The sequence below is a fragment of the Pseudomonas sputi genome (genome assembly GCF_021603585.1).
In the GTDB taxonomy this organism is placed as follows: domain Bacteria; phylum Pseudomonadota; class Gammaproteobacteria; order Pseudomonadales; family Pseudomonadaceae; genus Aquipseudomonas; species Aquipseudomonas sputi.
In genome coordinates this window covers 18,938-31,086 of record NZ_BQHI01000043.1, presented here as the reverse complement: position 1 = coordinate 31,086, position 12,149 = coordinate 18,938, and the positions used below count along the sequence as shown (strand labels likewise).

Annotated in this window: 12 protein-coding genes; 6 read left to right on the top strand and 6 right to left on the bottom strand. The window is 59.7% G+C overall.

Annotation, left to right across the window (positions count from 1 at the left end; translation table 11 throughout):
* Nucleotides 1-174: 174 nt before the first annotated feature.
* The 3 genes from secB to L6D81_RS28495 are packed head-to-tail and all read right to left on the bottom strand — an operon-like array spanning nt 175 to nt 1,382.
* Nucleotides 175-660, bottom strand: coding sequence for a protein-export chaperone SecB (gene secB / locus L6D81_RS28505; protein WP_007909233.1), 486 nt, complete (start codon nt 658-660; stop codon nt 175-177).
* A gap of 52 nt (nt 661-712) precedes the next feature.
* Nucleotides 713-967 carry a glutaredoxin 3 gene (gene grxC / locus L6D81_RS28500; RefSeq protein ID WP_007952522.1) on the bottom strand — a complete coding sequence of 85 codons (255 nt, stop codon included), beginning with the start codon at nt 965-967 and terminating at the stop codon, nt 713-715.
* 1 nt (nt 968) lies between these two features.
* Nucleotides 969-1,382: a rhodanese-like domain-containing protein gene (locus tag L6D81_RS28495; protein WP_007952524.1), complete on the bottom strand. Its 414-nt coding sequence runs from the start codon at nt 1,380-1,382 to the stop codon at nt 969-971.
* A 153-nt stretch (nt 1,383-1,535) separates the two neighbouring features.
* Between L6D81_RS28495 and gpmI the strand changes: the two genes are divergently transcribed.
* The 5 genes from gpmI (at nt 1,536) to L6D81_RS28470 (ending at nt 8,125) form a co-directional block, all read left to right on the top strand.
* Entirely contained in the window at nt 1,536-3,062 is a 1,527-nt protein-coding gene (gene gpmI / locus L6D81_RS28490; protein ID WP_236182882.1) for a 2,3-bisphosphoglycerate-independent phosphoglycerate mutase, read from the top strand.
* Between the two features lie 136 nt (nt 3,063-3,198).
* Nucleotides 3,199-4,485: a murein hydrolase activator EnvC family protein gene (locus L6D81_RS28485; RefSeq protein WP_236182881.1), complete on the top strand. Its 1,287-nt coding sequence runs from the start codon at nt 3,199-3,201 to the stop codon at nt 4,483-4,485.
* A gap of 34 nt (nt 4,486-4,519) precedes the next feature.
* Nucleotides 4,520-5,839, top strand: a complete 1,320-nt coding sequence (locus tag L6D81_RS28480) for a S41 family peptidase (RefSeq protein ID WP_236182880.1) — start codon at nt 4,520-4,522, stop codon at nt 5,837-5,839.
* A gap of 2 nt (nt 5,840-5,841) precedes the next feature.
* A complete protein-coding gene (locus L6D81_RS28475; protein ID WP_236182879.1) occupies nt 5,842-6,618 on the top strand; it encodes a divergent polysaccharide deacetylase family protein in 777 nt (258 codons plus the stop codon).
* A gap of 106 nt (nt 6,619-6,724) precedes the next feature.
* Nucleotides 6,725-8,125: a Vps62-related protein gene (locus L6D81_RS28470; protein ID WP_236182878.1), complete on the top strand. Its 1,401-nt coding sequence runs from the start codon at nt 6,725-6,727 to the stop codon at nt 8,123-8,125.
* Here the strand turns inward: L6D81_RS28470 and L6D81_RS28465 are convergent.
* Complete coding sequence (locus tag L6D81_RS28465; protein ID WP_236182877.1) at nt 8,106-8,861, bottom strand: substrate-binding periplasmic protein; 756 nt, start codon at nt 8,859-8,861, stop codon at nt 8,106-8,108. The two genes, L6D81_RS28470 and L6D81_RS28465, sit on opposite strands and share 20 nt — an antisense overlap.
* Nucleotides 8,862-9,077: 216 nt before the next feature.
* Here L6D81_RS28465 and L6D81_RS28460 point away from each other — a divergent pair, with 216 nt between their 5' ends.
* Nucleotides 9,078-10,544, top strand: coding sequence for a trypsin-like serine peptidase (locus tag L6D81_RS28460; protein ID WP_236182876.1), 1,467 nt, complete (start codon nt 9,078-9,080; stop codon nt 10,542-10,544).
* A 51-nt stretch (nt 10,545-10,595) separates the two neighbouring features.
* Here the strand turns inward: L6D81_RS28460 and hisF are convergent, their stop codons facing one another.
* Complete coding sequence (gene hisF / locus L6D81_RS28455) at nt 10,596-11,366, bottom strand: imidazole glycerol phosphate synthase subunit HisF (RefSeq protein WP_007897430.1); 771 nt, start codon at nt 11,364-11,366, stop codon at nt 10,596-10,598.
* A gap of 9 nt (nt 11,367-11,375) precedes the next feature.
* Nucleotides 11,376-12,113: a 1-(5-phosphoribosyl)-5-[(5-phosphoribosylamino)methylideneamino]imidazole-4-carboxamide isomerase gene (hisA, locus tag L6D81_RS28450; protein WP_003220753.1), complete on the bottom strand. Its 738-nt coding sequence runs from the start codon at nt 12,111-12,113 to the stop codon at nt 11,376-11,378.
* Between the last annotated feature and the right edge of the window lie 36 nt (nt 12,114-12,149).

The window sequence follows — 12,149 nt, the reverse complement described above, 5'->3', positions numbered from 1 at the left end:
AAAAGGAAGGAAAGTATTAATATCGCGCATAAGAACGCCGGTTTGTTAGATGTGTTTGCTCGCACGAACATCATCAACCAAATCGGCGTTCTTGTTTCTATGTTTCCCGGGATTCCGTGAAGAACCAGAAAAAAGCGCCTGTAACGGCGCTTTTTTCGTTGTGGCATCGACCGCTTACTGAACGGTCGGGGTCTCGCCGGATTCCTGCATGCGCTGCAGCTCTTGCGCGTACAGGGCGTCGAAGTTCACCGGGGCCAGCATCAGGGCCGGGAACGAACCACGGGTCACCAGGCTGTCCAGGGTTTCGCGCGCGTACGGGAACAGGATGTTCGGGCAGAACGCACCCAGGGTGTGGCTCATCGAAGCCGCGTCCAGGTTCTTGATCAGGAAGATACCGGCCTGTTGCACTTCAGCGATGAAGGCCACTTCTTCACCGTTTTTCACGGTGACGGACAGGGTCAGCACGACTTCGTAGAAATCACCTTCCAGGGCTTTCTGGCGGGTGTTCAGATCCAGAGCGACCGCCGGGTCCCACTGCTGGCGGAAGATCGCCGGGCTTTTCGGGGCTTCGAAGGACAGGTCGCGTACGTAGATGCGCTGCAAGGAGAATTGCGGTGCGGTTTCTTCTTCGCTGGCTGCAGTGTTCTGTTGGTCAGTCATCTCAGATCCTTTCTGATCTTGGGTCTTTTAGGGGGCTTTACGTGTCAGCAGGTCAGGCCTTGAGCAGCGCGTCGAGCTTGCCGGCGCGCTCCAGGGCATACAAATCATCACATCCGCCGACATGGGTGTCGCCGATCCAGATCTGCGGCACGGACGTGCGTCCGGCCTTCTGGGCCATGGCGGCGCGCACCTGCGGCTTGCCATCGACCTTGATCTCTTCGAAGGCCACGCCTTTGTTCGCGAGCAGGTACTTGGCGCGCGAGCAGTAAGGGCAGTAATCGCTGGAGTAGACGATGACGTCGCTCATGTCACTTCACCAACGGCAGGTTGTCGCCTTTCCAGCTGGAAATCCCGCCGGACAGCTTGGCGGCGGTGAAGCCGGCCTTCATCAGCTCGCGGGCGTGGGTACCGGCGGTCTGGCCCAGGGCGTCGACCAGAATGATGGTCTTGGCCTTGTGCTTTTCCAGCTCGCCGATACGGGCGGCCAGTTTGTCCTGGGGAATGTTCACCGCGCCAACGATGTGACCGGCGGCGTAGTCCTTGCTCGGACGGATGTCCACCACCACGCCGGCTTCCTTGTTGACCAGTGCGGTCAGCTCGCCCGTGCTCAGGCTTTTACCGCCGCCCTGCACCGTATGCGCCAGCAGCAAAGCCAGCAGTACGACGAAGATACCGACAAGAATGTAGTGGTTAGTGGCAAATTCAATCAGGTGAGCAACCATCGAAGGAGGTTCCAGGGCGTTAAAATGTCGGCCAGTATACACAGCCACTATGGTCGGCCAAACCCCGTCCGGCGGTGACGCCGCCGGAACTTCGCTTTAAACTCCAACTCCCTTTTCCATCGCCCCCTTCTTAATCAGCCACGAGTGGATTCCATGACTACCACGCCTAAACCTTTGGTCCTGATGATTCTCGACGGCTTCGGTCACAGCGACAGCCCCGAATCCAACGCCGTCTATGCGGCCAAAAAGCCTGTGCTGGATCGCCTGTGGGCCACCGTGCCGAACGGCTTGGTCTCGGGCAGCGGCATGGACGTCGGCCTGCCGGACGGCCAGATGGGCAACTCTGAAGTCGGCCACATGAACCTCGGCGCCGGGCGCGTGGTGTATCAGGACTTCACCCGTGTGACCAAAGCGATCCGCGACGGCGAGTTCTTCGAGAACCCGACCATCTGCGCTGCCGTGGACAAGGCTGTGGCCGCCGGCAAGGCCGTGCATTTCATGGGCCTGCTGTCGGACGGCGGGGTTCACAGCCACCAGGATCACTTGATCGCCATGGCCGAACTGGCCTTCAAGCGCGGCGCCGAAAAAATCTACCTGCACGCCTTCCTCGACGGCCGTGACACGCCGCCGAAAAGCGCTGCCTCGTCGATCGAACTGCTCGACGCGACCTTCCAGGCTCTCGGCAAGGGCCGCATCGCCAGCCTGATCGGCCGCTACTACGCCATGGACCGCGACAACCGTTGGGATCGCGTGGCTCAGGCCTATAACCTGATCGTCGACGGCAAGGGCGAATTCAACGCCGCCACCGCCCAGGAAGGTCTGGAAGCCGCTTACGCCCGTGGCGAGAGCGACGAATTCGTCAAGGCGACCAGCATCGGTGAGCCGGTGACAGTCGAAGACGGCGACGCCGTGGTGTTCATGAACTTCCGCGCCGACCGCGCCCGCGAGCTGAGCCGTGTGTTTGTCGAAGACGGTTTCAAAGAGTTCGAACGCGCACGCCAGCCAAACGTGCAGTACGTGGGCCTGACTCAATATGCCGCCAGCATTCCGGCTCCCGCAGCCTTTGCCCCGGGCAGCCTGGAAAACGTGCTCGGCGACTACCTGGCGAAAAACGGCAAGACCCAGCTGCGTATCGCTGAAACCGAGAAATACGCCCACGTGACCTTCTTCTTCTCCGGCGGTCGCGAAGAACCGTTCCCGGGCGAAGAGCGCATCCTGATCCCGTCGCCGAAAGTCGCTACCTACGACTTGCAGCCGGAAATGAGCGCGCCGGAAGTCACCGATCGCATCGTCGAGGCCATCGAGAACCAGCGCTACGACGTGATCGTGGTCAACTACGCCAACGGCGACATGGTCGGCCATAGCGGCGTGTTCGAAGCCGCCGTGAAAGCCGTGGAGTGCCTGGATACCTGCGTGGGACGTATCGTCGATGCCCTGGAAAAAGTCGGCGGCGAAGCACTGATCACCGCCGACCACGGCAACGTCGAGCAGATGGCCGACGAATCCACCGGACAGGCGCATACCGCGCACACCACCGAGCCGGTGCCGTTCATCTATGTCGGCAAGCGCGACCTGAAAGTCCGCGAAGGCGGCGTGCTGGCGGACGTGGCGCCGACCATGCTGAAACTGCTGGGCCTGGAAAAACCGGCGGAAATGACGGGCACTTCGATTCTGGTCTGATATCAAAAACGCCCTGTAATCAGCCTGAAACGGCTTTTTATGACGAACGCCTCAAAGCAGTTGGCTTTGAGGCGTTTTTTTTGCCGCGTCGGGCGGGCATACTAGGCCGTCCCTTACCCTGGTGCCGCCCGCCTCTATGCTTCGCGTCCTGATCGCCCTCGCTCTGACATGCCTGCTCCAACCGGCCTTCGCGGATGAGCGCGCGCAAACCCAACAGCAACTGGACGCCACGCGCCAGGACATTGCCGAGCTGAAAAAACTGCTGGGCAAGCTCCAGGAAGAAAGGTCCGGAGTGCAAAAGGAGCTCAAGGGCACCGAAACCGAGATGGGCAAGCTCGAGAAGCAGGTCGAAGCCCTGCAGAAAGAGCTCAAGAAGAGCGAATCCGAGCTGCAGCGGCTCGATGCGGAGAAAAAAAAACTTCAGAGCGCGCGCACTGAACAGCAAAGACTGATTGCCATCCAGGCCCGCGCCGCCTACCAGAACGGTCGCCAGGAATACCTCAAGCTGCTGCTCAACCAGCAGAATCCCGAGAAATTCGCCCGCACCCTCACCTATTACGACTACCTGAGCCAGGCTCGCCTGGAGCAGTTGAAAAGCTTCAACGAAACCCTGCGCCAGCTGGCCAGTGTCGAAAAGGACATCGGCTTGCAGCAGGCGCAGCTGCTGGCGCAGCAAAGCGATCTCGACACTCAGCGCGAAGCGCTCGACAAGGTCCGCAAGGAGCGCCAGCAGGCCCTTGCCAAACTCAATGACGACGTGAAAGCCCGGGACCAGAAACTGGCCGCCCGCGAGCAGGATCAGGCAGACCTGTCTAAAGTCCTTAAAACCATTGAAGAAACCCTGGCCCGCCAGGCTCGTGAGGCCGAAGAAGCGCGACAGAAAGCGCTCATCGCCCAGCAGGAAGCCGAAAAAAAGCGCTTGCGTGAGGCCGAGGCGCAAAACTCCGACGCCCCACGCAAACCGGTCAGATCGACGTCCGGCGCCCTGGTGTCCAGCGGCGGTGAGACCTTCGGCGGCCCTTTTGCATCAAGTCGGGGAAAACTTCCATGGCCGGTTGATGGTCGACTGCTGGCACGCTTCGGCGAAACCCGTGGCGACGATGCCCGCACCAAGTGGGACGGCGTGATGATCAGCGCCTCCGCCGGCAGTCAGGTACATGCTGTACACGGCGGGCGCGTGGTGTTCGCCGATTGGCTGCGCGGTGCCGGGCTGCTGGTGATCCTTGACCACGGCAACGGTTTTCTGAGTCTGTACGGTCACAACCAGACGCTACTGAAGTCGGCCGGTGACGTGGTAAAAGCCGGTGAGTCCATCTCCACTGTGGGTAACAGTGGCGGCCAGAACACACCAGCGCTGTATTTCGCAATTCGTCAGCAGGGTCACCCGAGTGATCCGGCGCAATGGTGCCGCGCGCAAGGATAGGCGTTGAGTCACCAACTTTAGGAGTTCGTTCGACATGCTGCATTTGTCCCGCCTTACCTCGCTGGCCCTGACGATCGCCCTGGTGATCGGCGCGCCTCTGGCGTTCGCCGCTCAACCGGCCCCGACCGTCGCTCCGGCAGGTACTGCCGCGACTTCCAAGGCGCCGTTGCCGCTGGAGGAGCTGCGCACCTTTGCCGAGGTCATGGACCGGATCAAGGCCGCCTATGTCGAGCCGGTGGACGACAAGACCCTGCTGGAGAATGCGATCAAGGGCATGCTCAGCAACCTCGATCCGCACTCCGCCTACCTCGGCCCTGAAGACTTCGCCGAGCTGCAGGAAAGCACCAGCGGTGAGTTCGGCGGCCTGGGCATCGAAGTCGGCGCCGAAGACGGCTTCATCAAGGTCGTTTCGCCAATCGACGATACACCAGCATCGAAGGCCGGCATCCAGGCCGGCGACTTCATCGTCAAGATCAACGGCGCGCCAACCCGCGGCCAGACCATGACCGAAGCCGTGGACAAGATGCGCGGCAAGATCGGCCAGAAAATCACCCTGACCCTGGTGCGCGATGGCGGCACGCCGTTCGACGTGACCCTGGCCCGCGCCGTGATTCAGGTGAAGAGCGTCAAGGCGCAACTGCTTGAATCGGGCTACGGCCTGATCCGCATCACCCAGTTCCAGGTCAAGACCGGCGAAGAGGTCTCCAGGGCCCTGGCCAAGCTGCGCAAGGACAATGGCAAGAAGCTCAAAGGCATCATCCTCGACCTGCGCAACAACCCGGGCGGCGTATTGCAGGCAGCGGTCGAAGTGGTCGACCACTTCATCACCAAAGGCCTGATCGTCTACACCAAGGGCCGGATCGCCAACTCCGAACTGCGCTTCTCTGCCACCGGCAAGGACGAAAGCGAAGCCGTGCCGATGGTTGTGCTGATCAATGGTGGCAGCGCCTCGGCCTCGGAAATCGTCGCCGGCGCCCTGCAGGATCAGAAACGCGCCGTGGTCATGGGCACCACCAGTTTCGGCAAGGGCTCGGTGCAGACCGTGCTGCCGCTGAACAACGATCGCGCGCTGAAGATCACCACGGCGCTGTACTTCACGCCGAACGGCCGCTCGATCCAGGCCCAGGGCATCGTCCCGGACATCGAAGTACGTCGGGCCAAGATCACCAACGAGGCGGACAGCGACTACTTCAAGGAAGCCGACCTGCAGGGTCACCTGGGCAACGGCAACGGCGGCGCGGACAGACCGACCGGCTCTGGCGCCAAACCGAAAGCCATGCCGCAGGACGACGACTACCAGTTGGCACAGGCCCTGAGCCTGCTCAAAGGCCTGAGCATCACCTCCGGCCGTTGAGGATGTCGTTGCGCTTCCTCTTCGCCCTGCTGTGCTGTCTGGCGGGTGCTGCTCACGCAGAACCTGCCAGACCAACACCTCAAAAAGCCTATCTGACACTGATCATCGACGACCTGGGCCAGAACCTGCCCCGGGACCGTCGCGTGCTGGCCCTCCCCGGGCCGGTCACCACCGCGATCATGCCCGACACCCCGCACGCCACCGAATTCGCCCGCGAAGCCCATCGTGCCGGCAAGATCGTCATCCTGCACATGCCGATGGACCCGGCCACCGGCCCGTTCGCCTGGCACCCCGAACTGCCCGTCGAAGAACTCGAAAAACGGCTGAATGCCGCGTTCAAAATGGTCCCTTACACCGCCGGCATCAACAACCACATGGGCAGCCGCATGACCGCACAACCGCTGGCGATGGCGTGGTTGATGGGAGAGCTGCAGCGCCGCCACAAGTTCTTCGTCGACAGCCGCACCAGCGCCCGGACCGTCGCCGCGCAGCAAGCGCAGAAGATCGATCTGGCAAGTGTTTCGCGGGATGTATTTCTCGATGACGAGCGGACCGAAGAGGCGATCTTCACTCAGTTGCAGACGGCGATCAGCCTGGCCCGCAAGCAGGGTTCGGCGGTGATGATCGGCCATCCGTATCCACAAACGCTGGCGGTGCTGGAGCGTGAGTTGCCCAAACTGAAAGCCCAGGGCATCGAGTGGATCGACATCAGACAGATGATCAGCGTGCGCAGCAATCGTGCCACGGCCGCTCATGGCAAAGACGGAATCTATCGGTAACAACCTGTCACGAAGCTATAGATAGATACTGCAAGCCCCCTTCCTCCAACCCGGATATTGAGACCCGTCGCGGCGACATTGAGCCGCTTTTCTATCGGGATCAATCATGAACACCCTAGACAATCTCAAATTGCCCACTCGGCAAATGGAACCCATCACGGTTGAAAACCTGCTGATCAACTTCACCACGGAGTTTCACAGGATCTGGGACAACGCTGGCTCAAAGTCAAAACCTGGCAGCTTCTGGCGCCCGACACCGGCGCCTGACCTGCTTCCCGGCTATTTTCCTCTGGGCGATCTCGTCGTCTCCGGACGAGACAGCGTCAACGAAAAACGGGTGGTGGCCGTCGTTCGCGAGGGCGATCCGCAAAATGCAGGAACCGGTAAGGGCCAGGCACTCAGCCGGCCCGACGACTATCAACGGGTCTGGAGTGATACAGGCTCGCGGGCCAACGGTGACTGCTCCGTCTGGCGGCCGATTCCGCCCGAAGGCTACGTAGCCCTGGGACTGGTGTGCTCGAACGACAACAGCAAACCCTCCTTCAACGCCGTTCGTTGTGTAAGGGCCGATCTGGTGGTCGCCAGCAGCGCCAGCGCCCTGATCTGGAGTGATCTGGGCAGCGGAGCCAAGCACGATTTCAGCACCTGGAGCATCAAGCCACCGACCGCACCTGCCGGCGAAATCTACTTTGCCCCCGGGACCTTTATCGGCGCCAACGGTTACAGCCGACCCATGGCGTCGAACACCGCGTACGCCCTGCGGATGCCGATCCCGCTTCAGGTCGAGACACCCCCCACCGCCCCGGTACTCAGCGGACAGGATGCCTCCGCCGCCCTGACGCCATCCAGGGTCACACAGGTGGTCAGGCTGCCGTGGTTCGCGGTCAGCGACCCGGAAATGACGAGTCTTGCGCAACTTCAGGCCTCACCGTTTTACCACCTGGAAAGAGCAGATCGTTATTTGCTCCTCGGCCAGGGACAAAACAGCACGGACACGCACCAAGCGTTCAAGTGGAAGGCAAACCGTACTCAGTCCTACGAAATGTTGCGCAAGTTCACACGCAACACGGGTATCGACATCGGCAGCCAATGGTCGTCGGCAATGTCCGCTTCGCGGTCAGCCATCACCTGCTCCGCCAGGCTGGGTGACAGCTTCTGCAATACCGAATCCGCACCCTATGAATGGGTGAACTCCGCCGAGTCTGAAGTTATCGCCCTGGTTGCGAGAAAACGGTTTGCGGCGGTTTATCTGATGCAAAGCGACTACCGGCTGCTGCGTGCAGATGGCTCGGTCGTGGAAGGCCATCTCAGTTATACCGATATGGATAGCCTGCATCTGAGTGACTACCCGATCGAACCGGAACCGGCGAAGGAAGCGCAGGCAGAACCCGAGAAACAGACCCCACCTGAACCAGACAACGAGCCTGAAAAACAACCGGTTCCGGCGCCTCGTACAGAGTTGCAAGCACCGGCAGAATCACCGGTGATTACAGATACCGCCCCATGATCTCATCGACCACACCGTCCTTGCGCATCTGATCGAGTGCAGCCTGAAGCCTGGCAACGGTTTCATCCGATACGTCCTTGTTCAGGGCCAGATACAGCTCGGCGCTGTTGAAACGAAGCACGGTTTTCAACCCGGTCACACCGTCCTGCCGCGCCAGATAGCGCCCGGCAGGATCGCCTGTGGCCCACAGGTCGATCTGGCCGCTGACGAGTTTTTTGGCGTTGTCCTGATCGCGCAGCACCACCACCGGCTTCAGACCCTGCTTGGTCAACGTTTCGGCAATCGCATCGCCCTTGTAGGCGCCAATCTTGTACTTGCGCGCATCATTGAGGGTTTCCAGAGTGATCTTGCTGTCGGCCCTGGCCAGCATGACCCAGTCGTCCGGGCCGATCGGGCCGACCCACCTGAAGAGTTTTTCGCGATCCGGCAGGCGCGCCATGACGAATGCACCGTATCCGGGGTTTTCCAGCGCCAGCTTGTAGACCCGCTCCCAGGGGAAACGCAGGGTCAGGCTGTAGGTGATGCCGGCACGCTTGAACATCTCGCGCACGATGTCCGTGGCGATGCCGTTGATGTTTTCGTCCTGGGCGAAATTCTTGCCGTTCTTCGCCATGTTGTACGGCGGGAAGTTTTCAGTGAGGAGCACCAGATCGGTGTCGGGACTTTCTTCGGCGTGGCCGGTGTTGATCAACAACACGGAGGCACTGGCGAGGGCGAGAAGCAGGCGTTTGATCATGTCGGGCTACCGAAATCCATGGCGTGCCCAAGAGTGCCTTGGGTACGCCATGCTGTCCACTGGCGTTATGACTTCATACCGATCAGGTCTTTCATTCCTGGAAAACCAAGCCTTGGGTAGTACATAACTACCACCGCGCCGCTCTTGACCTCTGGCTTATTGGCGTTATCCAGCACCACCGCTGTGCTTTGACCAATAACCCCAAGAGCGTTAACGATGTATTCAATCCAATTACTGTTGTTCAGCACATTAGGACTCTTCTTTTCCTCCTGCATCGCGGCCAATCACGACTACGGCGAAGGCGTTAAGGGTCTGTTACCTGCAATCCCCCTGGATAACCGCGATGGCTCGCGCGATCACTGGCAGGGTATCGGTCGCCTGACGACCGGCCACACTTGCACCGCTACCTTGCTTGATACGCTGGAAACAACAGGCGTCCAGCGCCCTCCGGCTTATGTTCTGACTGCTGGCCATTGCATCAACTTGTCCAACGGCCAGATCATGCAAAACCAACCCATACAAGGAACCATGACATTTAATTACTTTGGCGATGCCGAAAAACATAAAACCTACAACCTGAAAAACGTGAAATGGCGCAGCATGCAAGGTGTCGACATCGCCATCGTCCAACTTGATGTCAGCCTGAAAACACTTATGGAGGACGGGATAAAACCTCTGAAACTGGCCACAGGCACACCAGCCCTCAATTCGGAGGTTCTGGTTGTGGGAGCGCCACAGTATCGAACGCTGGAAATGACAGCCTGCACACTTAAATCCGCTCCGGACATCATTGAAGGGGACTGGGTGTGGCGTAACAACTTCAAGACTCGCTGCAAGAGTATTAAAGGAGGTGTCTCAGGGGCACCGCTGCTTGATCGCTACACCAATGAAATCATCGGTGTCGTGGGCACTGGTAACGAGCATCCGCCCGCAGTTCCTTGCGACCTGAACGAACCCTGTATACCAACGAGAAAAGGTTACTCTGCAATCGAAGGGGATCTTTACGGAAGTCTCGTACCGCACCTGAGAAGCTGCTTCCGGTCTGGCTTTCTATTTGAAAATCACTGCGAACTCTATCCGACATTCAATGTAGAAACAGACAGGCTAACCTCCGCCAAATACAAGAAAATCAAGATATCGGAAAGCGGCCATGCCATAGCACCGACTTGGGATTACCGGTTCTCGATCGACACAGCGTTCTATCGTCACAAGACAGTACGCGTGGCAAAACAATGCGAAAACCCCTTGCACTATTCCGCCGCGATCAGTTCCGAAAACGCCATCATCAATACCAAGATAGGTTCCAGAACCGGGCGCTATTTCCTTTGCATCATTGGCACAAACTCTTCCAGGGCAGAGTTGCCGCCAGGACTATTACGAAATGCCTTGTCGCTGCCTATCGTTCTGATTGAGGACGAAATCGTTCAGCGTCCTGATCTCAGCCTGAAAAAAAGACCCGCCTATATTGGGGAGGCTTCTGAAGGGGCAAGCACAATGTACGCCTATAAAGTCGCTCCATCCGGCAGCACTGACTGTCAAGCCCCCGATGGATTCAGCCCAACGTCGGAGTATATGGAAGTCTATCGTCTCAAAAAGGATTTGCCTGCCACGCTATGCAGTGTTGCGTATGACCGATCAGATGACAGGTCAGAGATCAGGGTTGACCAGTTCAACACGCTTTAACTCACCAGACCTGCAGCCCCTTTGAAGCTACAACTCCAAAGGGGACGCTTGCTAGCGCATCACGATGCCGCGGTGTGCCATGTAGGCCTTGGCTTCCTGCACGGTGTATTCGCCGAAATGGAAAATACTCGCCGCCAGCACGGCACTGGCATGGCCTTCAAGAATGCCGTCAGCCAGATGCTGCAGGTTGCCGACGCCACCGGAAGCGATCACCGGAATGCCCAGCGCATCGCTGATGGCACGGGTCACGCCGAGGTCGAAGCCGTTTTTCATGCCGTCCTGATCCATGCTGGTCAGGAGGATTTCACCGGCACCCAGGCCTTCCATTTTTTTCGCCCACTCGACCGCGTCGAGGCCGGTCGGCTTGCGGCCACCGTGGGTGAAGATTTCCCAGCGCGGGGTCTCGCCCGGGCCGGACACTTTCTTCGCGTCGATGGCAACGACGATGCACTGCGAACCGAAATGCTGAGCCGCTTCGCCGACGAATTCCGGGTTGAACACGGCAGCGGTGTTGATCGACACCTTGTCCGCACCGGCGTTGAGCAGGTTGCGGATGTCCTGCACGGTACGCACGCCGCCGCCGACGGTCAGCGGGATGAACACCTGGCTGGCCATGCGCTCGACGGTGTGCAGCGTGGTGTCACGGCCATCGACGCTGGCGGTGATGTCGAGAAAGGTAATCTCGTCGGCACCCTGTTCGTCGTAACGACGGGCGATTTCCACCGGGTCGCCGGCGTCACGGATGTTTTCGAACTTCACACCTTTGACGACCCGGCCGTTGTCCACGTCCAGGCAAGGGATGATGCGTTTGGCCAGCGCCATGGTCAGTCCTCAGCCTTGGTACGAATCGCAGAAAGCTTGCGCTTCGGCGACGTCGAGAGTGCCTTCGTAAATCGCCCGGCCGGTGATGGCGCCGATGATGCCCGGCGCCTTGGCGTCGAGCAGCGACTTGATGTCACCCAGATTGTGAATGCCGCCGGAAGCGATTACCGGGATCTTCGTGGCAGCCGCCAGCGCGGCGGTGAACGGCACGTTGCAGCCCTGCATCATGCCGTCTTTGGCGATGTCGGTATAAACGATCGAGGACACACCGTCGGCTTCGAACTGTTTGGCCAGATCGATGACCTGCACGGTGCTGATTTCAGCCCAGCCATCGGTGGCGACAAAACCGTCTTTTGCATCGAGGCCGACAATGATCTTGCCCGGGAACGCGCGGCAGGCCTCAGCGACGAATGCCGGATCCTTCACCGCTTTGGTGCCGATGATCACGTAGCTGACGCCCGCCTTGACGTAGTGCTCGATGGTTTCCAGCGAACGAATGCCGCCGCCGATCTGGATCGGCAGGGTCGGGTAGCGCTTGGCAATCGCGGTGACCACCTCACCATTGACCGGCTGGCCTTCGAAAGCGCCGTTCAGGTCAACCAGATGCAGACGACGGCAACCGCCCTCCACCCACTTGGCAGCCATGCTCACCGGGTCATCGGAGAACACTGTGGAATCTTCCATGCGGCCCTGGCGCAGACGTACGCAGGCACCGTCTTTGAGATCGATAGCGGGAATAATCAGCATCTGGCAAACCTTCAAAATTGAATGTTCAGCTTGGCT

Coding starts and splice junctions, on each gene's coding strand:
- secB (WP_007909233.1), bottom strand. CDS start 660: ATGACTGACCAACAGAACACTGCAGCCAGCGAAGAAGAAACCGCACCG.
- grxC (WP_007952522.1), bottom strand. CDS start 967: ATGAGCGACGTCATCGTCTACTCCAGCGATTACTGCCCTTACTGCTCG.
- L6D81_RS28495 (WP_007952524.1), bottom strand. CDS start 1,382: ATGGTTGCTCACCTGATTGAATTTGCCACTAACCACTACATTCTTGTC.
- gpmI (WP_236182882.1), top strand. CDS start 1,536: ATGACTACCACGCCTAAACCTTTGGTCCTGATGATTCTCGACGGCTTC.
- L6D81_RS28485 (WP_236182881.1), top strand. CDS start 3,199: ATGCTTCGCGTCCTGATCGCCCTCGCTCTGACATGCCTGCTCCAACCG.
- L6D81_RS28480 (WP_236182880.1), top strand. CDS start 4,520: ATGCTGCATTTGTCCCGCCTTACCTCGCTGGCCCTGACGATCGCCCTG.
- L6D81_RS28475 (WP_236182879.1), top strand. CDS start 5,842: ATGTCGTTGCGCTTCCTCTTCGCCCTGCTGTGCTGTCTGGCGGGTGCT.
- L6D81_RS28470 (WP_236182878.1), top strand. CDS start 6,725: ATGAACACCCTAGACAATCTCAAATTGCCCACTCGGCAAATGGAACCC.
- L6D81_RS28465 (WP_236182877.1), bottom strand. CDS start 8,861: ATGATCAAACGCCTGCTTCTCGCCCTCGCCAGTGCCTCCGTGTTGTTG.
- L6D81_RS28460 (WP_236182876.1), top strand. CDS start 9,078: ATGTATTCAATCCAATTACTGTTGTTCAGCACATTAGGACTCTTCTTT.
- hisF (WP_007897430.1), bottom strand. CDS start 11,366: ATGGCGCTGGCCAAACGCATCATCCCTTGCCTGGACGTGGACAACGGC.
- hisA (WP_003220753.1), bottom strand. CDS start 12,113: ATGCTGATTATTCCCGCTATCGATCTCAAAGACGGTGCCTGCGTACGT.